General features: G+C 62.0%; 25 protein-coding genes. 10 read left to right on the top strand and 15 right to left on the bottom strand.

What is annotated here, in order from left to right:
* Nucleotides 1-46: 46 nt before the first annotated feature.
* The 4 genes from DFO52_RS15755 to DFO52_RS15770 form a co-directional block, all read right to left on the bottom strand.
* Entirely contained in the window at nt 47-742 is a 696-nt protein-coding gene (locus DFO52_RS15755; protein WP_133550732.1) for a winged helix-turn-helix domain-containing protein, read from the bottom strand.
* Nucleotides 717-1112: an amino acid-binding protein gene (locus DFO52_RS15760; RefSeq protein WP_133550733.1), complete on the bottom strand. Its 396-nt coding sequence runs from the start codon at nt 1110-1112 to the stop codon at nt 717-719. The genes DFO52_RS15755 and DFO52_RS15760 overlap by 26 nt, the downstream gene beginning before the upstream one ends.
* A complete protein-coding gene (locus tag DFO52_RS15765; RefSeq protein ID WP_033144543.1) occupies nt 1105-1428 on the bottom strand; it encodes an antibiotic biosynthesis monooxygenase in 324 nt (107 codons plus the stop codon). Before DFO52_RS15765 ends, DFO52_RS15760 begins: the two co-directional genes overlap by 8 nt.
* 152 nt (nt 1429-1580) lie before the next feature.
* Entirely contained in the window at nt 1581-2996 is a 1416-nt protein-coding gene (locus DFO52_RS15770) for an aldehyde dehydrogenase family protein (RefSeq protein ID WP_133550734.1), read from the bottom strand.
* Nucleotides 2997-3096: 100 nt separating this feature from the next.
* Between DFO52_RS15770 and DFO52_RS15775 the strand changes: the two genes are divergently transcribed.
* A complete protein-coding gene (locus DFO52_RS15775; protein ID WP_045404537.1) occupies nt 3097-3999 on the top strand; it encodes a LysR family transcriptional regulator in 903 nt (300 codons plus the stop codon).
* On the opposite strand, the gene DFO52_RS15780 is transcribed toward DFO52_RS15775, so the two are convergent.
* A complete protein-coding gene (locus DFO52_RS15780; protein ID WP_014882392.1) occupies nt 3986-4465 on the bottom strand; it encodes a carboxymuconolactone decarboxylase family protein in 480 nt (159 codons plus the stop codon). The genes DFO52_RS15775 and DFO52_RS15780 overlap by 14 nt on opposite strands.
* A gap of 102 nt (nt 4466-4567) precedes the next feature.
* Between DFO52_RS15780 and DFO52_RS15785 the strand changes: the two genes are divergently transcribed.
* Together DFO52_RS15785 and DFO52_RS15790 are read left to right on the top strand one after the other, a co-directional pair.
* Nucleotides 4568-5956 carry a PLP-dependent aminotransferase family protein gene (locus DFO52_RS15785; RefSeq protein ID WP_133550735.1) on the top strand — a complete coding sequence of 463 codons (1389 nt, stop codon included), beginning with the start codon at nt 4568-4570 and terminating at the stop codon, nt 5954-5956.
* An 81-nt stretch (nt 5957-6037) separates the two neighbouring features.
* Nucleotides 6038-6292: a DUF4282 domain-containing protein gene (locus tag DFO52_RS15790; protein ID WP_023334365.1), complete on the top strand. Its 255-nt coding sequence runs from the start codon at nt 6038-6040 to the stop codon at nt 6290-6292.
* Between the two features lie 94 nt (nt 6293-6386).
* Here DFO52_RS15790 and DFO52_RS15795 read toward each other — a convergent pair whose 3' ends face one another.
* Nucleotides 6387-6548: a DUF1127 domain-containing protein gene (locus tag DFO52_RS15795; RefSeq protein WP_013095422.1), complete on the bottom strand. Its 162-nt coding sequence runs from the start codon at nt 6546-6548 to the stop codon at nt 6387-6389.
* Nucleotides 6549-6724: 176 nt separating this feature from the next.
* On the opposite strand from DFO52_RS15795, the gene DFO52_RS15800 reads away from it, so the two are divergent.
* Complete coding sequence (locus tag DFO52_RS15800) at nt 6725-8143, top strand: PLP-dependent aminotransferase family protein (RefSeq protein WP_047646554.1); 1419 nt, start codon at nt 6725-6727, stop codon at nt 8141-8143.
* A gap of 61 nt (nt 8144-8204) precedes the next feature.
* On the opposite strand, the gene DFO52_RS15805 is transcribed toward DFO52_RS15800, so the two are convergent.
* Both DFO52_RS15805 and DFO52_RS15810 read right to left on the bottom strand, forming a co-directional pair.
* On the bottom strand, nt 8205-9326 hold the full coding sequence (locus DFO52_RS15805) for a cupin domain-containing protein (protein ID WP_133550736.1): 1122 nt from the start codon (nt 9324-9326) through the stop codon (nt 8205-8207).
* A gap of 135 nt (nt 9327-9461) precedes the next feature.
* The gene (locus DFO52_RS15810; RefSeq protein WP_024909504.1) at nt 9462-10064 is read right to left on the bottom strand and encodes an ATP-dependent Clp protease proteolytic subunit; all 603 of its coding nucleotides are present in this window, start codon (nt 10062-10064) and stop codon (nt 9462-9464) included.
* Between the two features lie 88 nt (nt 10065-10152).
* Here DFO52_RS15810 and DFO52_RS15815 point away from each other — a divergent pair, with 88 nt between their 5' ends.
* A complete protein-coding gene (locus tag DFO52_RS15815; RefSeq protein ID WP_029739329.1) occupies nt 10153-10539 on the top strand; it encodes a VOC family protein in 387 nt (128 codons plus the stop codon).
* A 185-nt stretch (nt 10540-10724) separates the two neighbouring features.
* Nucleotides 10725-11324 (top strand): response regulator, encoded by a 600-nt coding sequence (locus DFO52_RS15820; RefSeq protein WP_133550737.1) that lies wholly within the window; start codon nt 10725-10727, stop codon nt 11322-11324.
* Between the two features lie 21 nt (nt 11325-11345).
* On the opposite strand, the gene DFO52_RS15825 is transcribed toward DFO52_RS15820, so the two are convergent.
* The 5 genes from DFO52_RS15825 to DFO52_RS15845 all read right to left on the bottom strand — a co-directional run bounded on the left by DFO52_RS15825 (nt 11346) and on the right by DFO52_RS15845 (nt 18568).
* Complete coding sequence (locus DFO52_RS15825) at nt 11346-16928, bottom strand: ATP-binding protein (protein WP_133550738.1); 5583 nt, start codon at nt 16926-16928, stop codon at nt 11346-11348.
* A 9-nt stretch (nt 16929-16937) separates the two neighbouring features.
* Entirely contained in the window at nt 16938-17318 is a 381-nt protein-coding gene (locus DFO52_RS15830; RefSeq protein WP_048980640.1) for a response regulator, read from the bottom strand.
* 23 nt (nt 17319-17341) lie between these two features.
* Nucleotides 17342-17602, bottom strand: coding sequence for a XapX domain-containing protein (locus DFO52_RS15835; protein WP_010427264.1), 261 nt, complete (start codon nt 17600-17602; stop codon nt 17342-17344).
* Complete coding sequence (locus tag DFO52_RS15840) at nt 17599-17820, bottom strand: DUF1427 family protein (RefSeq protein WP_133550739.1); 222 nt, start codon at nt 17818-17820, stop codon at nt 17599-17601. The genes DFO52_RS15835 and DFO52_RS15840 overlap by 4 nt, the downstream gene beginning before the upstream one ends.
* Before the next feature lie 61 nt (nt 17821-17881).
* Nucleotides 17882-18568, bottom strand: a complete 687-nt coding sequence (locus tag DFO52_RS15845) for a hydrolase (protein ID WP_133550740.1) — start codon at nt 18566-18568, stop codon at nt 17882-17884.
* A gap of 218 nt (nt 18569-18786) precedes the next feature.
* On the opposite strand from DFO52_RS15845, the gene DFO52_RS15850 reads away from it, so the two are divergent.
* Genes DFO52_RS15850 through DFO52_RS15865 form a run of 4 tightly spaced genes read left to right on the top strand, consistent with a single transcriptional unit; the run spans nt 18787 to nt 23533 of the window.
* Nucleotides 18787-20658 carry an amidohydrolase gene (locus DFO52_RS15850; protein ID WP_029739323.1) on the top strand — a complete coding sequence of 624 codons (1872 nt, stop codon included), beginning with the start codon at nt 18787-18789 and terminating at the stop codon, nt 20656-20658.
* A complete protein-coding gene (locus DFO52_RS15855) occupies nt 20658-21065 on the top strand; it encodes a DoxX family protein (protein ID WP_133550741.1) in 408 nt (135 codons plus the stop codon). Before DFO52_RS15850 ends, DFO52_RS15855 begins: the two co-directional genes overlap by 1 nt.
* Nucleotides 21062-22681 (top strand): MFS transporter, encoded by a 1620-nt coding sequence (locus DFO52_RS15860; RefSeq protein ID WP_133550742.1) that lies wholly within the window; start codon nt 21062-21064, stop codon nt 22679-22681. The genes DFO52_RS15855 and DFO52_RS15860 overlap by 4 nt, the downstream gene beginning before the upstream one ends.
* A gap of 30 nt (nt 22682-22711) precedes the next feature.
* Complete coding sequence (locus DFO52_RS15865; protein WP_033144516.1) at nt 22712-23533, top strand: alpha/beta hydrolase; 822 nt, start codon at nt 22712-22714, stop codon at nt 23531-23533.
* A gap of 41 nt (nt 23534-23574) precedes the next feature.
* On the opposite strand, the gene DFO52_RS15870 is transcribed toward DFO52_RS15865, so the two are convergent.
* Both DFO52_RS15870 and DFO52_RS15875 read right to left on the bottom strand, forming a co-directional pair.
* The gene (locus DFO52_RS15870; protein WP_133550743.1) at nt 23575-24969 is read right to left on the bottom strand and encodes an MFS transporter; all 1395 of its coding nucleotides are present in this window, start codon (nt 24967-24969) and stop codon (nt 23575-23577) included.
* 50 nt (nt 24970-25019) lie between these two features.
* Nucleotides 25020-26108: a cellulase family glycosylhydrolase gene (locus DFO52_RS15875; protein ID WP_133550744.1), complete on the bottom strand. Its 1089-nt coding sequence runs from the start codon at nt 26106-26108 to the stop codon at nt 25020-25022.
* Between the last annotated feature and the right edge of the window lie 60 nt (nt 26109-26168).

Raw genomic sequence — 26168 nt, forward strand, 5'->3', positions numbered from 1 at the left:
CCCCGTGGGTGAGGGTCGGGGTGAGGGCACTGGCCCGCAGCGAGGTTTAGCGGCTAAAAAGTCTCTTAACAGCAGCCCTACCTGAAGCCGTCACCACCACTTCCCTGTATCCCGCCACCCGCTGGATCCACCCTTTGCTTTCCAGATGAATGAGCAGCGCCGCGCCCGCCTCACCGCCAAGATGAAACCGCCGCTCGCTCCAGTCCAGGCAGGCGCAGCAGGCTTTGCGGCGCGGGTGAGCGCTTAACGAAACGCCGAGCTTCAGAAACTGCTCGCGGCCATACAGCGTGAGCGCTGAACCGTCAGCCTCCAGCCAGCCTTCCGCCTGCATAAAATCGTAGATTAGCACCGCAACCGTTCCGGCAAGATGGTCGTAGCAGGTTCGGGCCTCGCGCATGGCCTTCGGTGCGGTCGTTTCCGGCGGGGTAATGCGGCTCCAGGAGAGCCCCATCATCTGCTCCACCAGCTCCGCCACGTCGTGCCCCGCCAGACGATAATAGCGGTGCCGCCCCTGCGACAGACAGGCGATCAGTTGCCCTTCCACCAGCCGGGCGAGATGCCCGCTGGCGGTCGAAGGCGCAACGTCTGCCGCCGCGCTCAGCTCGGTGGCGGTCCACGCCCGCCCGTCCATCAGCGCGCACAGCATCTTTACGCGCGACGGATCGGCCATTGCGGCAGCCACCGCGGCAATGGCCTGTTCCAGCGCCGCGCCGTTATCAGGAGGTAGGCTCGTTTTTAACATATGTCGCCCAGGGTTCGGTGATCTCTGCGGCCAGCTTATCATCATCCGTCAGCAGAATTAGGTGATTCGCATGGTCGCTGTACTGGGTAAGGATAGACACGCCGCGTGCCGCCAGCGCCGCCGCGATTTCGCCCAGCTCGCCGGGGCGCTCCTGCCTGAGTTTCCGGATCACCGGCTTACGCACCGCCTGCACGGTAAACCCGGCGTCGAGCAGCACGCATCGCGCTTTTTCCCCGTCTTCCACCAGAAAATGGGCATCGGTACCAAATACGCCGCCGCCCTCCAGCCCCACGCCGTTGCGCCCCAGCAGCTGTCCAAAGCGCGCCAGCTCGCCGGGCCTGTCGCTAAAAATCACATGAACGTCATACATCCGCGTGCCCTCCGGTTTCGGAACTGTACTCCCGCACCAGCTGCGCCACCCGAATGCGGTAGTACGCGAAAATCGACTCCCGCCCTTCGGCCTGCGCGGCCTGATGGAAGACGTTCTGCTTCCAGCGGCGGACGGCCTCTTCATCCCGCCACCAGGAAAGCGACAGGATTTTGCCGTCGGTCGTCAGGCTCTGGAACCGTTCGATATCAATAAAGCCGTCGATGTCAGCCAGCAAAGGTTTGAGTTCGGCAGCGAGCTGCAGGTAACGCGCCTGATGGGCGGGCGCGGCTTTGGCTTCGAAAATGACTGCAATCATGAGGGTCTCTCCGTAGTGATGTTGGGGAGAGAATGCAGGATGGAAAAGCGCAATGCTTCGGCAAAGAGCGAAGTATTGTGCCGGATGGCGCTGCGCTTATCCGGCCTACGGTGTCAGGTTGGTCCGGCAAGCGCAGCGCCACCGGGCAGGTTTTAACCCAGAATCGACCTCGGCTCCATAAACGCCCTAATCCCCCACTCGCCCATCTCGCGCCCCACGCCGGAATGCTTAAACCCGCCAAACGGCGCTTTCGGCTCATGGGCAAGGGTGTTCACCAGCACGCGACCGGAAACAATCTGCTGCGCCACGCGTCGCGCGCGGTTCGCATCGCCTCCCAGCACCATCGCGCTCAGTCCGTATTCTGTGTCATTGGCAATGGCGACAGCCTCCGCCTCGTCACGATAGGGGATCGCGCACAGCACCGGGCCAAAAATCTCGTCACGGGCGACCGTCATCTGGTTGTTCACGTCGGCAAACAGCGTCGGGCGCACAAACCAGCCGTCTCGCGTGCCGTCCGGTCTCCCTTCACCACCCGCCAGCAGGCGCGCCCCCTCTTCGATACCTTTACGGATATAGCCCTGCACCCGCTGCCACTGCTTTTCGCTGACCATCGGGCCGACGTCCGTCGCGCTATCGCGCGGATCGCCCGATTTCACCGCCGCCACGGCCTGCGCCAGCGCGGCTTCGATCTCCGCCTTGCGCGCCTGCGGCACCAGAATGCGCGTTCCGGCTACGCATGCCTGCCCGCTGTTCATAAATCCGGCCTGAATCACCAGCGGGATCGCCTGCGCCAGATCCACATCATCCAGCAGGATCGTCGGCGATTTGCCGCCTAACTCCAGGGTCACGCGCTTAAAGCTCTCCGCCGCGTTGCGCAGGATCGCCTTGCCGGTATTCGTCGAGCCGGTAAACGAGATTTTTGCCACGTCGGGATGGCGGCTGATGGTCTCACCTACCGTCTCGCCGCGTCCGGTGACGATATTAAATACGCCCGGCGGCAGCGCGGCATCGCGCAGCGCTTCGGTGACAATCCGGGTTTGCAGGGCGCTCATTTCGCTCGGCTTGATGACTGCCGTACAGCCCGCAGCCAGCGCGGCCGCCAGCTTGCCGCAGATAAACCCCGCGTCGCTGTTCCACGGCGTGATAAGCCCGGCCACCCCAAGCGGCGTCATCTGCACCGTCGCTGCGCCTGCGGGGATGACAAATTCAAACGCCTCCAGCGCCTCAATGGCCTGAGCAATCACCTCCGCCGGATAGCTGGCCATCCACGCCGAGCGCGAGGCGGGCGCGCCGTACTCTTCAATAACCGCTTCCAGCAGATCGTCGTGGCGAGCGGCCACGGCGGCGTGCATGCGTTTTAGCGCCGCGATGCGTTCCTGCTTTGTGGTCTGCGACCACGCCGGAAACGCCGCTTTCGCCGCCGCAACGGCACGCTCCGCGTCAACCTCATCCGCCAGACGAACCTGGCCGATAACCTGCGCCGTCGCCGGGTTGTACAAATCAAACCACTCGGTGCCGTGCGGGGTAACAAATTCGCCGTTAATAAAGATCTGTTCGATGGTGTGCATATAAACCTCCTCAGGCTGTGTGAGCACAGTCTGGCACGGCTTCTCCGTTGCGATAATCCACGCTATGCTGCATGGGTTATTTCGATTTTCAGGATAATCTATGCATCGTTCAGGTCTGACAGAGCTGGAAGTGGTGATGGCCGTCGTGCGGCGCGGCAGCTTTCGCGCCGCGGCGCAGGAGCTGGGCATGTCCGCCACGGCGGTCAGCAACGCCATAGCCGGGCTGGAGAGCCGCCTTGATACCCGCCTCTTTAACCGCACCACCCGCAGCGTGGCGCTCACCGACGCCGGACAGCGCTACGTGGCGCGTATCGGCCCGGCCCTGCAGGAGATCCGTCTCGCCAGCGAGGAGATCCACAGCGACACCGGGGAGCCCGCCGGCACGCTGCGTCTGAACGTGCCGAACCATATCGGCGCCCTGTTTCTGGACCAGCTGCTGATCGACTTTATGATCCGCTACCCGAAGATGCGCGTAGAGACCGTCAGCGAAGCGCGAATGATCGACATCGTCGCGGAAGGCTATGACGCGGGGATCCGCCTTGAAGAGTCCGTGCCGCAGGACATGATCGCCGTGCCGCTGACCGGGGAGATCCGCCAGCTGGTCACCGCCACGCCGGACTATTTTGCACGCCACGGCATTCCGCAGACGCCGGACGATCTGCTTTCACATCAGGGGATCGGCATGCGCATGGCCCACGGCGGGATCTACCGCTGGGAGCTGGCGCGTCGGGGGGAAACGTACGCCCTTGCCGTGCCGCCGCGCTTTGCGACGTCCGATCTTTTTGCCTCGATCCGCGCCGTAAAAGCGGGATTAGGGGTGGGATTTTTGCCGGAACTGTATATCCGGGAAGAGCTTGAGCGGGGAGAACTGGTGAGCGTATTAAACGACTGGGCGCAGCCCTTTGCCGGACTGCGCCTGTACTACCCCGGCCATCGCCACGTCCCGCCAGGCCTGCGGGCGCTGGTGGCAACGATCCGCGAGCGCGGGATTATTCCAGGTTAGCCTTGTTCAGCCCGTAAGCCGCGTCCAGCGATCCCGGTGCCATGCGGGAGGTGATCCCCAGACGGTTCCAGGCGTTGATCGCCACGATGGCGAAGTTCAGCTCTGAAATCTCGACGTCCGAGAAGTGCTCCGCCACGCTGCGGTACAGCGCGTCGCTCACCCCGTGAACGCCAATCTGGGTCAGCGCTTCGGTGAATGCCAGCGCGGCTTTCTCGCGGGCGCTGAACAGCGGGGACTCGCGCCAGGCCGCCAGATGGTACAGGCGCAGCTCGCGCTCGCCGGCAATTTTGGCCTCTTTCGAGTGCATATCCAGGCAGAAGGTACAGCCGTTCAGCTGCGATACGCGAATGTCGATCAGGTGCTTCAGCGCCGGGTCGATGGAGGTTTTTGCCACCTCCATGCTCAGGGCGGACAGGGCGTTGGCGAGGGCAGGTGTAACTTTATGGTGGTTAACGCGAGTGCTCATTGTCTTTCCTCTTTTTTGTGCGGCATGTGCCATGCAATGCAGCAAATCTACGCCGTTCATGACATAGTAAAAAGATACAAAAAGCGTGAAACGAGGTAGGACATGAAGCCGGGCTATCACGAGATTTACTCCCGCTATCGCGACAACATCACGCGCGGCGTGCTGAAGCCGGGCGATAAGGTCCCGGCTATCCGCGTGCTGGCGGAAGAGCTGAAGGTGGCGCGTAAAACCGTCGAAACGGCGTACGCCATTCTGACGGGTGAAGGGTATCTGGTGAGCCAGGGCGCGCGCGGCACGCGGGTGAACCCGGATCTGCTGTTGCCGGATAAGAGTGCCCCTGCGGAACAGCCTACCGGTGCGCTTCCGGCATCGCTCATCAGCCAGCGCGAGCGGGCGGGGTTTCTGCGCCCCGGCATCCCGGCCCTCGACAGCTTTCCGTATAAAAAATGGCTGCTGCTGGCGGGCCAGGCGACGCGCGCCATGCGTCAGGAGGAGATGCTCAACCCACCGGTGCTGGGCTGGTACCCGCTGCGCCAGGCCATCGCCAGCTATCTCAATATTTCGCGCGGGCTGTCCTGCACCGCTGAACAGGTACTGATCACCAGCGGCTACAGCGGCAGCCTGCGGCTGATCCTCGACGCCGTTGCCAGCCGCAGCGACAAGGTGGTGTTTGAAGATCCGGGCTATTTCATGGGCCAGCAGCTGCTCAAGCGGATCGTGCCACGCCTGCACACGGTGCCGGTCGACCGTTCAGGTATCGACACGGACTACCTGCTCCGTCACCACCGCGACGCCCGTTTTGCCATCGTCACCCCGTCGCACCAGAGTCCGCTGGCGGTCACGCTATCGCTGCCGCGCAAGCAGCAGCTGCTCGACTGGGCCAGCCAGAACGAGGCGTGGATTATCGAAGACGATTACGACGGGGAGTTTCACTACACCCGCAAGGTGCTGCCGTCGCTGAAAAGTCTCGATCGGCACGACCGGGTGATTTTTATGGGCACCTTCAGTAAAACCATCATGCCGTCGCTGCGCATGGGCTACGTTGTGATGCCCGCCAGCACCGTCGGGGCCTTTACCGACTGCGCGGATATTACCACCAGCGGCCAGCCGGTGCTGACGCAAAAGATCCTCACCGCGTTTCTCAACGAAGGGCATTTTTTCCGTCACCTGAAAAAGATGCGCGCGCTGTATCAGACCCGCCGCGACTGGATGATTGCCGCCCTGCGCGTGGTGTACGGCGATCTGTTTTTCACCGAGCAAAATGACGGCGGGATGCATATTGTGGCGTTCCTGACCAGAGGAAGCGGTGACCGGGAAGTGGCGCGCTGCTGGCAGGAACAGCAGCTGCAGGTGAATGCGCTTTCGGAGTGGTATCGCGGCTCGGGCAAACGCTACGGGCTGGTGATGGGCTATAACAACGTGCGGTCGTATCAGGAGGCTCTGGATTTGCTGGAAAGGCCGAAGCGGCAGACGCTTGAAATATTATTCTGAAATCAAATATCTGCCCAATTAGCATCGATTTAAAATATCGATATAATCTGATGGCTTTTTTACATTTCTAAGGAAAAGAAAATGAAATCAATTTTGGGATTTGATTATTTATTAACACCACGCGTGCTGGTCTTATTTTACTGGATCGCCATGCTGCTTATTTTTGCAGGCGGTGTGTATACCATGTTCAGCGACCATCTCATCACCGGCTTTATCGGTACGGTATGCAGCCTGGTCGGATGCCGAGTGATGTTCGAACTGATTATGGTTGCGTTCAAGAACAACGAATATTTGCGCCGCATCGCTGAAAACACGTCGATAAAATCTGCCGAATAATCCGCTTGTTATATGCCGGGTGGCGGCTACGCCTTACCCGGCCTACTCGATCCCGTAGGCCCGGTAAGCGAAGCGCCACCGGGCAATCCTATACTCACACATCATACCGCGACAACCCAACGTCCTTGAGCTGCTCGTCGCTCATCTGGCTCAGGATGCGGCGGGTACGGTTGATGCGATACCAGTTGCAGATCGTTTTGCCGATCCAGACGAAGACAATAAACGGACGTTTTGAACGATTCTCATAGAATTCCATGATGCTCTCCTCACTGTACCAGTGGGGTTATCATCCTGGAAATTGGCCTGCGCAATACAGATGCAAAAACACCTTTTGTTTAACATACAGATCCGCTAAAACAGTATCTGCATGCCAATTTTTACGGCAATCTGTACTGGTTTTATAATCTGTATGGTGAAAACAAAGGATACAGCATGACGCGCTATCAACATCTGGCCAACCTTCTGGCAGAACGCATTGAACAAGGGCTGTATCGCAGCGGCGAACGTCTGCCGTCGGTGCGCACGCTGAGCCAGGAGCACGGCGTGAGTATCAGCACCATACAGCAGGCCTATCAGATCCTCGAAAACCTCCAGCTGATCACCCCCCAGCCGCGCTCCGGCTATTTTGTCTCGCAGCGCAAGGCCCAGCCGCCGGTTCCGGCCATGACGCGACCGGTGCAGCGCCCCGTGGACGTCACCCAGTGGGATGAGGTGATGATGCTGCTGGACGCCCGCGCCGACAAAGAGATGATCTCCTTTGGCGGCGGCTCGCCGGATATTAACCAGCCGAGCCTGAAGCCCCTGTGGCGCGAGATGAGCCGCATCGCGCAGCATAATCCGGGCGAAATGCTGAGCTATGACGTGCTTGACGGGCGCCTGGAGCTGCGCGAGCAGATCGCCCGCCTGATGCTGGACGGCGGCTCCACCGTGGCAGCGAACGAGATTGTCATCACCAACGGCTGCCACGGCGCGCTGTCGATTGCCCTGCTCTCGGTGTGCAAGCCGGGAGATATCGTGGCGGTAGAATCGCCGTCGTTTCACGGCACCATGCAGATGCTGCGCGGATTTGACATCAAGGCGATTGAAATTCCCACCGATCCCGAGACCGGGATCAGCATCGAGGCGTTAGAGCTGGCGCTGGAGCAGTGGCCGATCAAGGCGGTGATCCTGGTGCCCAACTGCAATAACCCGCTCGGGTTTATCATGCCGGAAGCGCGGAAAAAGCAGGTGCTAGCCCTGGCCCAGCGGCACGATATCGTGATCGTGGAGGATGATATTTACGGCGAGCTGGCGGCGGAGTACCCGCGTCCGCGCACCATTCATTCGATGGATATCGACGGCCGCGTGATCCTCTGCAGCTCGTTTACCAAAACCGTGGCGCCGGGCCTGCGCGTCGGCTGGATTGTGCCGGGGCGCTATTACGACCGGGTGATGCACATGAAATACGCCGCGGGCGGGTTTAACGTGCCGGGCACGCAGATGGCGGTGGCGGCGTTTATTCGCGACGGCCATTATCATCGCCACGTGCGCCGTATGCGTCAGATTTATCAGCAGAATATGGAAACCTACACCTGCTGGGTGCGGCAGTATTTTCCGGCAGAGATTTGCGTCACGCGCCCGCAGGGCAGCTTCCTGCTGTGGATTGAGCTGCCGGAGAAGGTCGACATGGTGTGCGTCAGCAAGCAGCTGTGTCGGCTGAAGATCCAGGCCGCGGCCGGATCGCTGTTTTCCGCCTCCGGGAAGTACCGCAACTGTCTGCGGATCAACGTGGCGCTTCCGCCGACGGAGAAGAATCGCGAGGCGTTGAAGAAGATGGGTGAAGCGATTGTTATTGCGATGGAGGAGGGCTAGTGCGGCCTGATGCCCTCACCCCGGCCCTCTCCCACAGGGAGAGGGAGAAAACCGTGCCGCACTATTCGTCGAAGTACCAGTATCCCTGGTTAATCAGCCCGGTAAGCTCTTCAACAAACGCCGGGTTATTCAGCGCATCGCCCAGCTCGGCCTGACCGAGTTCGGTGTAGCGGCACAGCGCATCTGCACCCTTCGCGTCTAGCGTCTCCAGCTGTTCGCTGTTGATAAAGAAGCTGCCGTTGACGTTCAGCACGCGCAGGCCGCTCAGGCGGGACAGCGTTTCGCCGCCCTGCAGCGCGTCCAGCACCTCTTCCGGCGCATACGGCGGCTCGGCGGCGGCGATATCCAGCTCGTGGCGCGGCGTGGAGACAAAGCTGCCGAACCATTTTGTGAAATCATCCGGCTTGCTAATCATGTCGAACATCATCTGGCGAATGCGATCGAGTTCGTACTGCTCCACGCGGCCCGGGTGTTCGCGACAGGTCAGATCCGGATCGCTGTAGTGCTCGCCCCCCAGATCGTTTTCCAGCGCGTAATCGGCGAAGCTGCTGATCAGATCGCGACCGTTCGGCCCGCGGAAGCCGACGGAGTAGTTGAGCGCGGTCTCATGGGTAAAGCCGTCGTGCGGGAATCCAGGCGGGATGTAGAGGATATCGCCCGGGGCCAGATCTTCGTCGATGATCGGCTCGAACGGATCGACGTGCAGCAGCGCCGGATGCGGGCAGAACTGACGCATCGGCAGCTTGTCGCCCACGCGCCAGCGGCGGCTGCCCATCCCCTGAATGATAAACACGTCGTACTGATCGATATGCGGACCCACGCCGCCGCCCGGCACGGAGAAGGAGATCATCAGGTCGTCCAGACGCCAGTCCGGCAGGACGCGGAACGGACGCACCAGCTCCGCGGCAGGCATATGCCAGTGGTTCACCGCCTGCGCCAGCAGCGACCAGCCGGTTTCACCCAGATCGTCAAAGTGCTCAAACGGACCATTGCTGGCCTGCCATTTGCCGTTGAAATGGCTCACCAGACGGCTATCGACTTCCGGCTCCATCGCCAGCCCTGCCAGCTCGTCCGGGGTAATCGGGTCGACAAAATTCGGGAAGGCATTTTTCAGCACTACGGGTTGTTTTTGCCAGTATTTCTCAAGAAATTCCGGCCAATTCAGGTTCAGTTGATACGCCATGGGTAGCACCAGTGAGAGGGGAAACAGGCGCGATTATAGGCAAGAAGGCGGAGGGGGAACTTGTCATGGGTCAAACGAGGGCGTGTAGGTCGGGTAAGGCGAAGCCGCCACCCGACTCAAACACGCCGCGAAAACTTAATCCAGCTTCAGCTCGTCATAATGGGTAATCAGTTTACCCACGATGCCGTAGTCCAGCGCTTCTGCCGGAGACATCCAGAAGTTGCGATCGGTATCTTTTTTCACTTTTTCCAGCGGCTGGCCGGTGGCGTCGGCGATCAGCTTGTTCACGCGATCCAGCATGCGGATGATCTCGCGCGCTTCGATCTCAATATCCGTCGCCTGACCGCGCACGCCGCCCAGCGGCTGGTGGATCATAAAGCGGGTATTTGGCAGCGAGTAGCGGTGCTCTTTTTTCGCCGCCAGGAAGATGGTGATCCCGGCGCTCGCCACCCAGCCGGTGCCGATGACGTGCACTTCCGGGCGGATGAATTTGATGAAGTCGTGGATGGTATCGCCCGCTTCCACGTGGCCGCCCTGGCTGTTGATGTACAGCTTGATCGGATCGTTGCTGACGCTTTGCAGCAGGATCATCTGGGTGATGACCTTCTGCGCCAGCTCCTGGTTGATCTCACCGGAGATCACAATCGAACGGGACTCCAGCAGTTTTTGCTGCAGAGCGCCCGCGCCGTTTGACCCTTCCGCTTTTTCCTTGTCGCTTTCTTTCAGTGTGTAGTGCATTGTTATTTCCTCAGCTTGTAGCGCTCAAAACCAGAGTGTAGCCTGTTTTACCGGTGAAAGTCCTCACAGACAAATAACGAGGGAGCTTATGAATATTGCCCATGTCGCACTCTGGACCCGCAGCCTGAACGCCCAGGTTCAGTTCTGGGAAACGGTTTTTAATGGCCGCAGTAACGAACGCTACGTCAGTAAAAACCGTCCCGGTTTCGAATCACACTTTATTACGCTGGATAACGGACCAACCATCGAGCTGATGACGCTGCCGGATCTGCCCGACGCCCCTGCGCACCCGGAGTTTATCGGCTGGGCGCATATCGCCATCAACGTCGGCAGCAAAGCGCAGGTCGACAGGATGGCCGAGCGGGCGCAGGCAAACGGCACGCTGCTCAGCGCCCCGCGCATGACCGGGGACGGCTTCTATGAAGCGGTAATTGCGGATCCGGACGGCAACCGCATCGAGCTTGTGGGTGCATAAAATCAGCGTTTCGTTGCTTAGCCGCCCCGGTCACGTATAGCTATACTTCATCTTCATACGGTTATCATATTGTTAAATGATAATGATAGTTAATGTGTTAAGATGAAAGTCAGCATAAACAGTCCCTTACGTAACCGGCGGGATTGTTTGCATCCTCGACATGTAAATCAGCACCGGGGCGGTGAATGGAACACATTGTGTATGTGGTTGATGACGATGACGCGGTCAGACAGTCCGTGATCGGGCTGCTGGATTCGGCGGACCTGAACGCCGTCGGCTTTTCCTCGGCAGAAGCGTTTCTTCAACACCGCTTTGAAGAGCTCCCGTCGTGCGTGGTCCTCGATATGCAAATGCCCGCCATCTCGGGCTTTGAGGTGGCTGACGCCCTAAAGGGCAGCGGGCGCGAGATCCCGATTATCTTTCTTACCGGCCACGGCACTATCCCGATGTCGGTGCGCGCCATTAAAGGCGGCGCGTACGAATTTCTCACCAAGCCCGTCGAATCCACCGCGCTTATCGACGCCATCGAGTCCGCGCTTGAGCTGGCGGAACACAACGCCGTGCGCAATAAAGAGCACTACGCCCTGAAGCAGCGCCACATGTCCCTCACCCCGCGCGAACACGAGGTGCTGACGCTGGCGATAAGCGGCATGCTGAACAAGCAGATTGCCGCCGAGCTGGGCGTCAGCGAGATCACGGTGAAGGTGCACCGTCGCCGCGTGATGGAGAAAATGCAGGTGCGCTCCGTGGCGGAGCTGGTCAGGGCCGTTGAGCGCCTGACCTAAAGCCTGCCCGCGGAGTAACCTTTACCCTTCCTGCGCCGCCAGCGGCAGCGCAAACGCAAACACCGTGCCGTACGGCTCCCGGCGGCGCGCGCTCAGCTTCCCGCAGTGGCGCTCGATGATGCTGGCGCTGATGGTCAGCCCCATCCCCATCCCCTGCGCCTTGGTGGAGTAGAACGAGTCAAAAATCTGCTCCAGCCGCTCGGGCTCAATGCCGCTCCCGGTATCGGCGATCTCGACGATCACCTTCCCGTCCGCGTTGGCGGTGCTGAGGGTAATGGTGCTGGCGCGATCCTTCACCTCGGCCATTGCCTCTACCGCATTCATCACCAGGTTCAACAGCACCTGCTGGATCTGCACGCTATCGCCGGTGATAAAGCTGTCCTGCGCCTTTAACAGATAATCAACGCTAATGTGTCGCTGCTCCAGCTCGCTGCGCGAAAGCGTGATGATATGGTGGATCAGGTAGTGCATGTCGATGCGCGAGAAGGTGGGATCCTGCTTGCGCGTCAGGGACTGAATGCTGCGAATGATCTCCCCCGCCCGCGCGCCTTCCGCGGCGATCTCCTCCAGCCCTTCGCGCACTTTATCCAGCCGGGCGGGCTCGCGGTTGAGCCAGCGGAGGCTCGCCCCGGCGTTCGAGACGATCGACATCAGCGGCTGGTTGATCTCGTGGGCGATGGAGGAGGTCAGCTGCCCGACGGTGGTGGCCCGGGACACCCGCGCCAGATCCGCCTGCGCGACCCGCATGGCATCCTCCGCGGCGCGCTGGCTGGTGATATCGGTGATGATGCCGTAATACTCGTTCACCTCGCTGCCCACCCCCACAGGATCGCCAATCCCGAGGATGTAGCGCGTTGAGCCGTCGGGACGCTTAACGCGGAACTCCGCGCGCATGGAGAGCCCGTCGCGCACGCTCTCGGTGACGATGGCGCTGATGCGGGCGTAATCGTCCTCATGAACGAAGGTCAAAAACTCCGCCATGGAGATCATCTTTTGCCGTTCGGGCAGGCCGAGAATGCGGGCGTACTCTTCCGAGACAAACATCAGATCCTGCTCCAGCTCCCAGCGCCAGCTGCCGGTGTGGCTGATCTGCTCGCCGAGCATCAGCGAGGTCTGGCTGGATCGCAGCTCTTTCTCCACCCGTCGGCGCTGGATGTTCTCCGCCAGCAGCTCGGCGTACAGCCGCGCCGTCTCCAGGGATACCGCGGCCTGCGCGCCCAGCAGGCTCACCACGCGCGAGTGCTCGGCAGTGAAGACCTCCGGCATCAGGCGGTTTTCCAGGTACAGCACGCCCACCAGCCGCGCCTGTTTGAACATCGGGACGCACATAACCGCCGCCCCCGAGGTCACCAGATAGGGATCCTGACTGAAGGGATGGAACTCCTCCGGCCTGCCGGTGCGGATCTCCTGCCCGGTGCGGATCACCGCCGCCAGCACCGACAGCGGCAGGTCGGTCGCCGTCGGCACGTCTTTCAGGATCCGCACCCGCACGCCCTCGGTGCTGGTCCAGGCGCTGGCCTCGATCTCCGGGATGAGGCTCTCGCTCACGCGCAGCAGCAGGCCGCGCTGCGCCCCGGCGCGTTCGAGCAGGATGGTCATCAGGTTTTCGATTAAGCGCTCAAGGTTAATCTCTTCCGACAGCGCGCGGGAGGCTTTGATGACGCTTTGCAGATCGCGGATGGTCTCGTTCTGGGCGAACGCCACCGTGTCGTAGGCGCTGGCCTGCCCGGAGGCCAGCAGGTGCGGAAAATCCTGCTCCAGCTGGCGCACCTTGGCCTGCGCGCCCGCGCGGCCCCAGGCGGCAATCGAGCCGCGGAAGTGCGCATCCGAGGCGGTCGGGTAGCCGCAGGCCAGCGCAAAGCGCCCCGCCAGCTCGTGGGCCAGGGCGTTGATCGGGTTAAACCCACCCTCGCGGGAGAGCCGGACCGCCTTCTCATACTGCTCGAGCGCAATGCTGTTCATCCCGTCCAGACGCACGATTTCGGCGTAGATCAGCGCCTCTTTATCCGCGAACGTACCGGGATTAACGCGCGCCCAGAGGGCGATTTTGTCGTAGTGAGCGTGAATGCTGCGGCGGTGATTCGCCGAGAAGGTCTCCGGCGTCAGCTGACGCGACAGCGCCAGGGCGCTGTAGAGATGGTAATCCAGCAGATGGATGTGGCCCGGCGCAGACCACGCGTACCAGCCCGCCATCTCGAGATCCGCCTGCGCGTCGGCATATTCGCCGCAGGTAAAGTGCGCCATGCCGCGGTAGAGCCAGTACCAGAACAGCATGGTGGAGTTCTTCTCCGGCGCCTGCTCCGGCGACGCGGGAAGCAGCGCCTCCGGCAGCACCTGCGACGCGGTCCAGGTGCCGATGACCGGCGTGCGCAGAAACTCAACGTAGCCGCGCTGGACCATCAAAATGGTTTCCACGTCCTGGAAGTGGGTTTTACGCACGAACGCCAGGCCGCGATCGATGCTGGTCAGCACCCCGTCCAGGTGATCGCCCCGCGAGAGGAAGTTAATCACCTGGTGGCAGGCCGCAAAGCAGGCCATCGTCATATCCCCGTGGGTCACCGCCGAGGTGAAGCAGGCCTTCGCGCACTCGATGGTAAACGATAAAGGCTGGGTCCAGACGCTGAGCTGGTCGAGCGGCAGCAGGGTTTTAGCTTCGAACGCGTCGTAGCCGTGGCGATTCACCAGCTCGCGGGCCAGGGTGCCGTACTTAAACCCGAGGCGGTATTCGGCGTAGCGGTGGCCAATCAGCACGCCAAACCAGGCCATCGCCGTGGTCGAGGCACCGGTAATGCCGTGGTCGAGGGTCAGGTGCATCATACGGCAGAGCAGCAAAAAGTGCAGGCGCGGGCAGATGAAGCTGGCGCAAATGCTGGCGCTGTACAGCAGGTTCATCACCGCTTCGGTTTCCGGGTTATCCATCCGCGACAGCTGGGCATAGCGGCTTTGCGGCGCGTCGGCCGTGCGGTTGCAAAAGAGCGCCCAGGCCTCGTCGCAGTCGGCATCTTCCGGATAGCGGCTAATCTGGATCCCAAAAATCCCCAGCCAGCAGAGCGCCGCCTCCAGCGCCAGACGGCTGTCCGACTGGCGAATGTACACCTCCACCAGCAGATTGGCCGCCAGCGCCTTTTCGGTCAGCCCGCCGGGGCAGCCGAGAATGGCGTCACACAGCTCGCGGGTGCGCTCCAGATGCCCCAGCGCAAACTCGCAGCCCGCCTCTTCGATGTCGAGCATAAAGTCCGACACCGTCCCGGCGTTGCCCAGCGCTCTGGCGGTCTGGATATAGCCGAGCGCCGAAAGGTAATCTCCCGAACGCTTCGCGCGCCGCGCGGCCAGCAGGCTCAGCTCGCGGAACATCTCACGCTGCGGGGCGGGCTGGATGCTGTCCAGTGCGGCCGTGACGTGGTGAACGGCGCGGAACAGCAGCTCGTTCCCCGCCGCCTGACGCGCGGCGTCGGCCAGCAGGCTGGCGGTGGTCAGGTGAATATGGCTTCTCTCATGCCGTTCCAGCAGCGCAAAGGCCGCCTCCTGCACCCGGTCGTGGGTGAAGGCGTACTTTTTTTCCGTCAGCACGATGAGCTGGGCCATCACCGCCGGGTGCAGCGCATAGCGCATTTCCGCCATCGACATGCTGACCACGCGGCAGATCATCTCCATCTCGCCCGTGCCGCCGAGGCAGGCGATGCTGCCCAGCAGGCGGCGCGTCTCGTCGGGCAGCTCTTCAAGCTGCTCCAGCACCAGGGTGACGAGGTTCTCGGTGTAATGCCTGGCGCGGATCGCCTGCAGATCGTAGTGCCACTTGTCCTGATATTTGTTGTGCACCACCAGGCCGTCATCGACGATGCGGCGGAAAAACTCGTGCACAAAGAGCGGGTTGCCGCCCGTCTTCTCGTGGATCAGCGTGGCGAGGTCGGTCGTCGCCGCGCTGCGGGTGCGAAATACCGTCGCCAGCCAGCGCGCCACCGCCTTAACCGAGAGCGCCTGCGGGACAATCTCGCTCGCGTTTTGCGCCGCCTCCGGCAGGCACGCCAGCAGCGCCTGCAGGGCGGCGTCGGGCACGGCGCTGATATCCCGGTGGGCCGCCACCACCAGCAGGGGAACAGCGCCGCAGTTCATCAGCAGATATTTGAGCGTATGCAGGCTGGCGGCGTCGCTCCACTGGAGATCGTCGAGCACCAGCACCAGCGGGCAACCCTGCGAGGCAAAGGTTTTTACCAGCGCCAGCACCATATGGCTGAAGCGCGCCCGGGCATCAATAGAAAACGTATCCGCCGAGAAGCGCGGCTTGCTCTCCAGCAGCAGGCCCAGCTCGGGCACCAGGCTGACGGCCAGCGCCTCGTGCCCCTCCAGGGCGCGAGACAGGCGGATTTTCCACTTCGCCACGTCCTCTGCGGGCAGCCCCAGCAGGTGCAGCGTCAGGGTGCGGAACGCGGAGCTTAATACGCCATAGGGGAGCGACGGTGAAAACTGGTCGACTTTGCCCACCGCCAGCAGCACCGTGCGCTGCTGCAGCGTTTTAAGCGCCGTCGCGATAATTGAGGACTTGCCGATCCCCGACGGCCCGCCGATCGTCACCAGTTCCGGCACCAGGCTCTGCCCCACCCGCTCAAACGCGGCAATGACGTCGTTCGCCTGCGGATGCGTCGCGAACAGGGAGTCCGCCAGATGGATCGCCGGGGTGCGGTCCTGCTGGCCGGGTGTAAAGGCGACGATCTCGCCCTCGCAGGTCAGCGTCGCCTGGCAGCGGCGGAGGTCGGCAATCAGCCCGTCGACCGTCTGGTAGCGGTTATCGGGATTCTTTTCCAGCAGCTTCAGGATGATGGTCGACAGCATTCCCGGCACGTCCGGGCGGATCGCGTCCGGGGCCAGCGGCGCCGAGGCAATATGGTAGTGCGCCCAGTTGTCCCGATCGTTCTCCCCCAGCTCAAACGGCAGGCGTCCGGTCAGGAGCTCATACAGCACCATGCCGAGGCTGTAGAGATCGCTGCGGCCGTCGACGGGGCGCTGGGTGCGGGTGGTGTGCTCCGGCGACATATACGCGGGCGTACCGCCTGAAACGGCAAGCCGGGTCTGGGTGACGGCATCGGAGAGACTGCTGGAAAGGCCAAAGCTGCCCAGACGGCAGGTGGCATCGTGATGAACAAAAATACTGCCGGGCTTGATATCGCCGTGGATCAGGTTTTGCAGGTGCATCTGGCGCAGGGGAACGCAGATCTGGATCGCCATCTCGAGAAAGCGCGTGATGCCCGAGATCGCCCTGCCCGCGCGCCGCGCCAGCAGCTCAAACGAAAACGGGGCGTACACCAGCGCGAAGCGCCCCCGGTACTGGGTGGAGGCAACGGCGCGGATGGCCCAGCTGTCCTGCAGCACGTCGCGCAGCGCAAACTCGTTTTTGAGCAGCCGGGTGGCCCGCTCTTCCTCTTCGTCGCTCACCGCGGTGGCGATAATGAACGAGCCGCCGGAGTGAGGATGTCGCGCGTGCATCCAGGCGATTCCGCCCTCCTGCGCCAGCACGGTAAAAATCACATCCTCTTTAAGGACAAAAACCCGCCCCTGGTGAAGATTCCCCTGGGCGGGCCAGAATGCAGGCTGCTCGTGTTCGTTCATCCGCGATCCTTATTGTCGGCGGGCCATCTCCCGCTGAATATGATCCAGCAGAATATCTATGTTAATAGGCTTACGCAAAAATGCAGCGGCGCCCAGATCAAGAGCGTACCGCTGCATATTTTCATCAGCATGACCGGAGATAAAGAGCACGGGCGGAGGCGGTACGGCCAGCAGCCGCAGCTTTTCAAACAGCTCCAGGCCGCTCATGCCCCGCAGCTTGATATCGGTGATCACCAGCGCCGCGCCGGACAGGGCGAAAGGATGGCTCAGAAACACCTCTGCCGAGTCAAACGTATCGGCCGAATAGCCTTCCGACTCGAGGAGATTACTCAGCCCGCTGCGGACGGATCGTTCGTCATCAATGATGGCAATGCGCCACGGCAGCGTCATGCTGTCTTTCCTCTCACAAATCATTAAACGTCGCGATCGTCCTTCGCGGGCGCAGGGGGCGCCGTGCCGCTGATTTTCGGCACGCATTCGTGACGAAACCAGGCGAGGGTAAGCGGTTCGCGACTCAGTAAACGCCGTCCCACCGGGATGAGCTGTTCGCCCACCAGCATGCCAAACAGGCCAAGCAGGGCGACAACCGGCGGCGCCGGGGAATGCACGTCGAGCAGGGCGTAAATTACCCCAGCAACCACGCCGCACACCAGCGAAATTATCCATGCTTTCATGACGACGCTCCCGTCTGCGATTTGGCCTGCGGAACGGTCACCGGAGGCGGCGGCGCGCCGTCGCGGAATAACAGATGGCGCGTCGCCTGTTCACCCGCCAGCATCCCCAGCAGGCCAATCAGCGCCAGCGCGGGCGGCGCGGGGGAGCGTACCTTCAGCACGGCATACATCAGGCCAATCAACACGCCTGCCGCAAGGGATATCAGCCCAGTACTCATTGTGAACTCCAGAGAAAGAGGCAGCGGCGAGCCGGATGAGGGACCAGCCCGCCAGCGGAACTTAGCGAGCCGGGACCGGCGCTAAGGTGCGGTGCTCGCTCTTCTGGCGAGACGGCGCTTTGTGCACCATGGTGTAGGCGTAATCGACGCCCATGCCGTACGCGCCGGAGTGCTCGCGCACGATATCCATCACCGCGGTGTAGGTCTCTTTACGCGCCCAGTCGCGCTGCCACTCCAGCATCACCTGCTGCCAGGTCACCGGGATCACGCCAGCCTGGATCATGCGCTGCATCGCGTAGTCGTGGGCTTCTTTGGAGGTGCCGCCGGACGCATCCGCCACCATGTAAATTTCGTAGTCGCCTTCCTGCATCGCGCACAGGGCAAAGCTGTTGTTGCACACTTCGGTCCACAGACCGGCAACCACCACCTTCTTCTTGCCGTTGGCCTTCAGCGCGTCGCGCACCTTCTGGTCGTCCCAGGAGTTCATGGAGGTACGCTCCAGAATGTCCTGGCCCGGGAACACATCCAGCAGCTCCGGATAGGTGTTACCGGAGAAGCTTTCGGTCTCAACGGTGGTGATGATGGTCGGGATGTTGAACACTTTGGCCGCTTTCGCCAGCGCCACGGTGTTGTTTTTCAGCACCTGGCGGTCAATAGACTGTACGCCAAACGCCATCTGAGGCTGGTGATCGATAAAGATGATCTGACAGTTCGCAGGGGTTAACACTTCGAGCTTTGAAGAGGTCATAGCATTTTCCAGTGGTTAAGGGTGAAATCGCCGCGAGCGCCGCGACGATAAAATCACCCTCATCCTGCGGTTTTCCGTCCTTGGGCGTAATTATCTCTTCGTATAGTTAACCTTAGGTATAGTTATACTTTGGTATACCTATCCTATTGTATAACTGGATCTTTGCCGAAACCGGTTCCCATAATCCTGACCATTCCCCTCTCAGTCAGGAGCAGTTTATGGTTACCCTCGGTAAAGCCGATCTCATTCTGGTTAACGGCCAGTTTCACACCGTCGATCGCGAGAACCCCGTCGCGGAAGCCGTTGCCGTGCGCGACGGAAAATTTCTGGAAGTGGGTACCGTCGCCGAGGTGATGCAGCACCACTGCGACGGCACCAAAGTGGTCGACCTAAAAGGCCACACCGCCATCCCCGGCCTGAACGACTCGCACCTGCACCTGATCCGCGGCGGGCTGAACTACAACCTCGAGCTGCGCTGGGAAGGCGTGCCGTCGCTGGCCGACGCCCTGCGGATGCTGAAAGAGCAGGCCCTGCGCACGCCGTCGCCCCAGTGGGTGCGCGTGGTGGGCGGCTGGACCGAGTTCCAGTTTGCCGAGCGCCGCATGCCGACCCTCGACGAAATCAACGACGCCGCGCCGGACACCCCGGTCTTCATCCTGCACCTGTACGACCGCGCCCTGCTCAACCGCGCCGCGCTGAAGGTGGTCGGCTACACCAAGGACACGCCGAACCCGCCGGGCGGAGAGATCCAGCGCGACGCCAACGGCAATCCGACCGGGATGCTGATTGCCCGTCCGAACGCCATGATCCTCTACGCCACGCTGGCCAAAGGGCCGAAGCTGCCGCTGGAGCAGCAGGTCAACTCCACGCGCCAGTTCATGCGCGAGCTGAACCGTCTGGGGCTGACCAGCGCCATCGACGCGGGCGGCGGCTTCCAGAACTACCCGGAAGATTACGAGGTGATTGCCGAGCTGCACGAGAAAAAGCAGATGACCATCCGCATCGCCTACAACCTGTTTACCCAGCGTCCGGGCCACGAGCTGGAAGACTTTGAAAAATGGACCGACATGCTCACGCCGGGCCAGGGCAGCGACTTCTTCCGCCACAACGGCGCGGGCGAGATGCTGGTCTTCTCCGCCGCCGATTTTGAAGATTTCCTCGAGCCGCGCCCGGACCTCGCGCCGGGCATGGAGGACGAGCTGGAGCGCGTGGTGCGCCATCTGGTGGAGCACCGCTGGCCGTTCCGCCTGCACGCCACCTATAACGAATCCATCAGCCGCATGCTGGACGTCTTCGAGAAGGTGAACCGCGACATACCGTTCAACGGCCTGCACTGGTTCTTCGACCATGCGGAAACCGTTACCCAGGCCAACATCGACCGCATCAAAGCGCTCGGCGGCGGCATTGCCGTCCAGCACCGCATGGCCTTCCAGGGGGAATACTTTGCCGAGCGCTACGGCCTCGAAGCCACCCGCCACACGCCGCCGGTGGCGAAAATGCTGGAGACCGGCGTGCCGGTGGGCTTAGGGACGGACGCCACCCGCGTGGCGAGCTACAACCCGTGGACCGCGCTCTACTGGCTGGTCTCCGGCCGCACCGTCGGCGGGATGCAGATGTACGACCACAGCGCCCGTCTGGACCGCGATACCGCCCTGATGCTCTGGACCCAGGGCAGCGCGTGGTTCTCCAGCGAGCAGAACCAGAAGGGGCAGATTAAGGTCGGCCAGCTCGCCGATCTGGCGGTGCTGAGCAAAGACTACTTCCGCGTGCCGGAAGAGGAGATCAAGGGCATCGAGTCCGTCCTGACGGTGGTCAACGGCGACATCGTTTACGCCGCTGGCAGCTTTGGCCCGCTCGCGCCGCCGGCCATTCCGGTTCTGCCCGAGTGGTCCCCGGTGGTGAAGGTACCGGGCCACTACCGCAGCGCGCCGCCGCAGGCCGCACGCGTCGGGATGAGCGCCATCCATCACTGCAGCGGCCCGTGCGGGGTTCACAGCCACCAGCATGATTTCGCCCGCACGTCAGAGATGCCGGTGTCCGACGATAACGCTTTCTGGGGGGCGCTGGGCTGCAGCTGCTTTGCATTCTGATGAAAAACACCTTTGCTCAGCCCCGGGTCGACCTGGGGCTGTTCTTCCTGCGCCTGACCGGCAGCCTGCTGCTGCTGTACGTGCACGGCCTGCCGAAGGTGCTGCACTTCAGCGAAGAGCTGACGCGCATTGAAGATCCGTTCGGCTTCGGGCCTTACGCCAGCCTGATCCCGGCGATTGTCGCCGAGGTGGTTTGCCCGCTGTTTATCATTGCGGGCGTGTACACCCGCCTGGCGTGTCTGCCGATTATCGCCGTGCTGCTGGTGGCGATGCTGGCGGTCCACCCGAACTGGTCGATTGCCGAAGGGCAGTTTGGCTGGCTGCTGCTGATTATCTTCACCACCCTCGCCCTCACCGGGCCGGGCCAGTGGCGGCTGCAGCGTAAGACAGCGGAGAGGTTCGTATGACCCAGGTTAACGACGTTCGCGACGCACACGTCGAGACGACGCCCGCATCGACGGTTTCTCCCTGGCAGCCGCTGAGCCAGCCGGTGTTCCGCATGCTGTGGATCGCCACGGTGGTCTCTAACGTCGGCTCATGGATGAGCGACGTCGGCATCAACTGGAGCATGCTGACCCTGAGCGCCGACCCGCTGGATATCGCGCTGGTGCAGGCGGCCAGCAGCCTGCCGATGTTCCTTTTCGCCCTGCCGTCCGGGGTGATGGCGGACATCGTCGACCGACGTAAATACCTGCTCTTCTCCCAGCTGTGGGTGTTCATCGCCGCCGCCGGGCTGACGGTGCTCTCCTTCACCGGACACGTTACCCCCGCCGTTCTGCTGGTGGCGACGTTTCTGCTGAGCGTGGGCGCGGCGATGAGCTCGCCGCCGTTCCAGGCCGTGGTGCCCGATCTGGTGAGCAAGCCGGAGCTGGGTGCCGCCGTGGCGCTGAACTCGCTCGGGGTGAACATCAGCCGGGCGATTGGCCCCGCGCTGGGCGGTTTTCTGCTCTCGCTCGCCGGGCCGTGGATGGTGTTTGCCCTGAACGCGCTCTCCGTGGTCGGCGTGGCGTGGGTGCTGTGGCGCTGGCGTCCGGCGCCGTCCGTGCAGCGCCTGCCGCCGGAGCACTTCTTCTCCGCGGTGCGCTCCGGCATCCGCTACGTGCACGCCGCGCCGGTGCTGCGCAACGTGCTGGTGCGCACCATGGCCTTCTTCGTTTTCGGCAGCGCGGGCTGGGCGCTTCTGCCGCTGGTGGCGCGCCGCGAGCTGGGCTTAGGCCCGGCGGGCTACGGCGTGATGCTGGCGTGCATTGGCCTGGGTGCGATTGCCGGGGCGATCCTGCTGCCGCGCCTGCGCCAGCGGCTGGACGCCGACCGCCTGATGGTGGCCGCCAGCCTGACCTTTGCCCTCACCATGCTGGCGCTGGCGTTCGTGCGCCACGTCTGGCTGCTCAACCTGTTTGAGTTTTTCACCGGCTTCGCGTGGATTGCGGTGCTCTCAACACTGAACCTCGGCGCGCAGCGCAGCGCCGCCCGCTGGGTGAAGGCCCGCGCGCTGGCGGTCTACCTGACGGTGTTCTTCGGCTCGATGACCGCGGGCAGCGCCATCTGGGGGCAGATCGCTTCCCGCTTCGGCACCCCGACCTCGCTGGTTGTCGCCACGCTGGGGATGGTGCTGGCGAGCGCGACGGTGTTCCGCTGGAAGCTGGGGAAAGATCCGGATCTGAACCTCGACCTCAGCGGCCAGCCGCTGGACGGCGTGGAGATTGACCTGCCCAACGAGCGCGGCCCGGTGCTGGTGTCGCACGAGTACATCATCGACCCGCAGAATACGAAGGCCTTCCTGGAGGCGGTTCACGAGCTGCGCCGGGTGCGCCGCCGCGCCGGGGCGATGAGCTGGGCGGTATACGAGGATATTGAGCGTCCCGGCCTGTTTATCGAGACCTTCCTGATGGGCTCGTGGATTGAGCATCTGCGCCAGCAGGAGCGCCACACCATGAATGACCTCCTGCTGCAGAGCCGCGTTCTGGCTTTTCATCAGGGCACAACATCACCGGCAATTCGCTACCTGGTCGCGCCGGTATAACCATAACCATCACCTGCACAGGAACACACTATGGCAACGTTTAAGGCAAAAGACGGCACGCAGATTTACTACAAGGACGGCGGCGCGGGCAAACCGGTTCTCTTCAGCCACGGCTGGCCGTTGGACGGCGACATGTGGGACAGCCAGCTGAACTACCTGGCCGAGCGCGGCTTCCGCGCCATCGCCTTTGACCGTCGCGGCTTTGGCCGCTCGGATCAGCCGTGGAACGGCTACGACTACGACACCTTTGCGTCCGACATTAACGACCTGATCACCACCCTGGACCTGCAGGACGTAACGCTGGTGGGCTTCTCCATGGGCGGCGGCGACGTGACCCGTTACATCAACAACTACGGCAGCGCGCGCGTGGCCGGTCTGGCGCTGCTGGGCGCGGTGACGCCAATCTTCGGCAAATCCGACTCCTTCCCGCAGGGCGTGGATCAGAGCGTGTTCGACGGCATTCGCGACGGACTGCGTAAAGATCGCGCCCAGTTCATCAGCGACTTCGCGACGCCGTTCTACGGCATCAACGCCGGGCAAACCGTTTCCGCAGGAGCCCTGACCCAGACGCTGAACATCGCCCTGCTGGCGTCGCTGAAGGGCACCATCGACTGCGTGACCGCGTTCGGCGAAACCGACTTCCGCCCGGATATGGCGAAAATCGACGTGCCGACGCTGGTGATCCACGGCAGCAACGACCAGATCGTGCCGTTTGAAAGCACCGGCAAGCTGGCGGCGGAGATGATTAAAAACGCCACGCTGAAGGTGTACGACAACGCGCCGCACGGCTTCGCGCTGACCCACCAGGACCAGCTCAACGAAGACCTGCTGGCGTTTGTGAAGTCGCTGTAAGTCTTTAAAAGCGAAGCCTAATGGGGCTTCGCTTATCAGGCCTACAAGGGCTGGTCCTGTAGGCCGGGTAAGGCGCAGCTGCCACCCGGCGCTTTCGCAGACGCGTTCCGCTCCGCCAGCAGCCGACAAATCTCCGCATGCTTCTCCTCGGTAAAGGTAAAGCGCGACATAAACACGATGCGGATCAGCGACCCAATCGCCGGAAGCAGGCAAATCCCGAAGAACAGCCCCGACAGCACGCCTTCGCTCTGAATTTGCGCCTGCGGCACGTAGCCAACCATCGTCAGAAACACGCCGATTAACCCGCCGCCCACCGCCACCGACATCTTGCCGGTAAAGGTCTGCCCGGAGAAGGTGATCGCCGCGCAGCGCTTGTGGGTGTGGTACTCCGCGTACTCGATGGTGTCGGCAATCATCGATGAGGTGAGGATGTTGGTCATCATCACGAACAGCGTGCTCAGGCCGAGCAGAATAAACAGCATCGTCACCTGCTGATACCCGACAAACCACATCACCACGCGCACCGCCACGTCCAGCCCGCAGAGGATCATAAACAGCTTCCGCTTCTGCATCCGGCGCGTCAGCATCGGGGCAACCAGGCACAGCACCGCCGCCACGATCCCCATCACGCCAATCGCCATCTGCAGGCTGCCGTCACCCAGGTTGTTGATAAAGAAGTAGATATACAGCCCGCCCGCCACGTTGTGGAACACGCAGAAAAAGAACGACAGCAGGACGATAAACAGCGGCTTGTTCTGGCGCAGGTTGTGGAAGGTGTCGCGGATGGTCACCTTCTCCGGGCTCGGCGGCACGCGCTCTTTGATCTGCATAAAGCCGTTGAGCATCAGCGGCAGGCCCACCAGCATCATCACCAGCGCCGCCATAAAGTAGCCTTTATCGTTGCTGTACTGGGCGAAGAACGCCGCCAGCTTCGGGAAGAAGATGTTGGCGCAGGCAATCCCCGCGTTTACCCCGAGCATCGCCGCCGTCACCGCGCGGGTGCGCTGGGCGGAGTCGTTGGTCATCACCGACGACATCGACCAGAACGGGATATCGGAGATGGCGTACAGCGTCCCCCACAGGATGTAGGTCACCCCGGCGTAGAGGATTTTGGTGGTCATGTCCGCTTCGATTTTATAGAACGACAGCAGCGTGACGCCGGTGATCAGCAGCGGGGCGATCAGCAAAAAGTGGCGAAACTTGCCGAACCGGCTGTTAATGGTGTCCATAATGCTGGCAAACAGCGGATCGTGAACCGCGTCCCACGCGCGGGCAATCAGGAAGATGGTGCTCGCCGCCAGCGCCGAGATCCCCAGCACGTCGGTGTAAAAATAGTTAATAAACGAACCCACTAAACCAAAGCTAAAACACTGACCTAAACCATAGCCAAAATAAGACCACAACTCGCGAGACGGTATTTTCATTGTCGTTGCCATTGTTATATGCCTGCCTGGTTGCCCGGCGGTGGTCCGCCGGGTCGATATTATTAGCCCTGAACTTTCGGGGCGATCTTGCGCAGCTGCTGCATTAATGCGATTTCACGGCGCGAGAACGGGATGCCGTTCTCCTCGAACACGTCGTGGAACCAGAGGCGGCAGTAGTCCGTGGACTCCTTCATCACCACCGGCCACGGCAGCCACGTCTGGGTTTTGCCGCGCACCAGGCCCCACTGGTACGGCGCGACCTTCGCCGCGTACATCAGCGGAAGCTGCTCTTCGATGGTGCTGCCCACGTGGCGCGCCAGCCATTCGGTGCAGAACAGCGGGCGACCGAGCTGTTGCAGCTGCTGGATAATCGCCGTCATGCGCCCGGTGTGGGTGTAGGCGTGGAAGCTCACGACGTCCGAGAGCGCCAGCGCGGTCTGGTCCAGCGGATGCCGGAAGAACGTCTCGCCCTCCTCCTCCGGCGGCAGACGCCACGCACAGACGGTGAGCGGCTGGGTAGGGTCTTCTTCACGCACCCACTGGAACGCCAGCTTCATCAGCGCGTGGGCGCAGGTCTCCAGCTTCGCGTCGTACTGCACCTCCTGCGTGCCGGTCGCGAAAATGCCGCGGTTGCCCGGCTCGTTATAAAGATCCCAAAGCAGCACGCGCTTATCCTCGCGGAACTGGCGAACAACGTCGCGGATATAGCGCTCAATCTGCGGCCAGCAGTCAGGATCGCACACCTTGTCGCGCCCCGGGCTCGCCGCCGCCTGGCTGTTGTGCTTGCCCGGCACGGGCGGCTTCTGCGGGCCGAGGTACGGCTCGTCGCCGGAAAAGCCGCAGTCGTCCATCAGGGTCAGCATGGTGCTGAAGCCGCGGCCGTCGGCAATCATCAAAAACCGGTCGATGCACGCCATCAGCCCGTCGCGATCGTGCTCCCAGACGATAAACGGCAGGTTGATGCGCAGGGTGTTGTAGCCCGCCTCCGCCGCCCAGCCCAGCTCGCGCTCGATGGTGGCGGCATCGAAGGTCTCTTGCTGCCAGATATCGGTCCAGTTCACCGCCGTCGACGGCAGATAGTTAAACCCGCACAGCCAGCCTTTTTGCTCATACCACGCCTGTGCCTGCTCCCTGCTCCACTGCTCTTTCATTACGCGTCCTCTTACTGATAATATTTAGCTAATAAATATTAGTTGCAGGATAAATGCGCA

It is taken from the genome of Enterobacter sp. AG326 (assembly GCF_004362415.1).
Taxonomy (GTDB): domain Bacteria; phylum Pseudomonadota; class Gammaproteobacteria; order Enterobacterales; family Enterobacteriaceae; genus Enterobacter; species Enterobacter asburiae.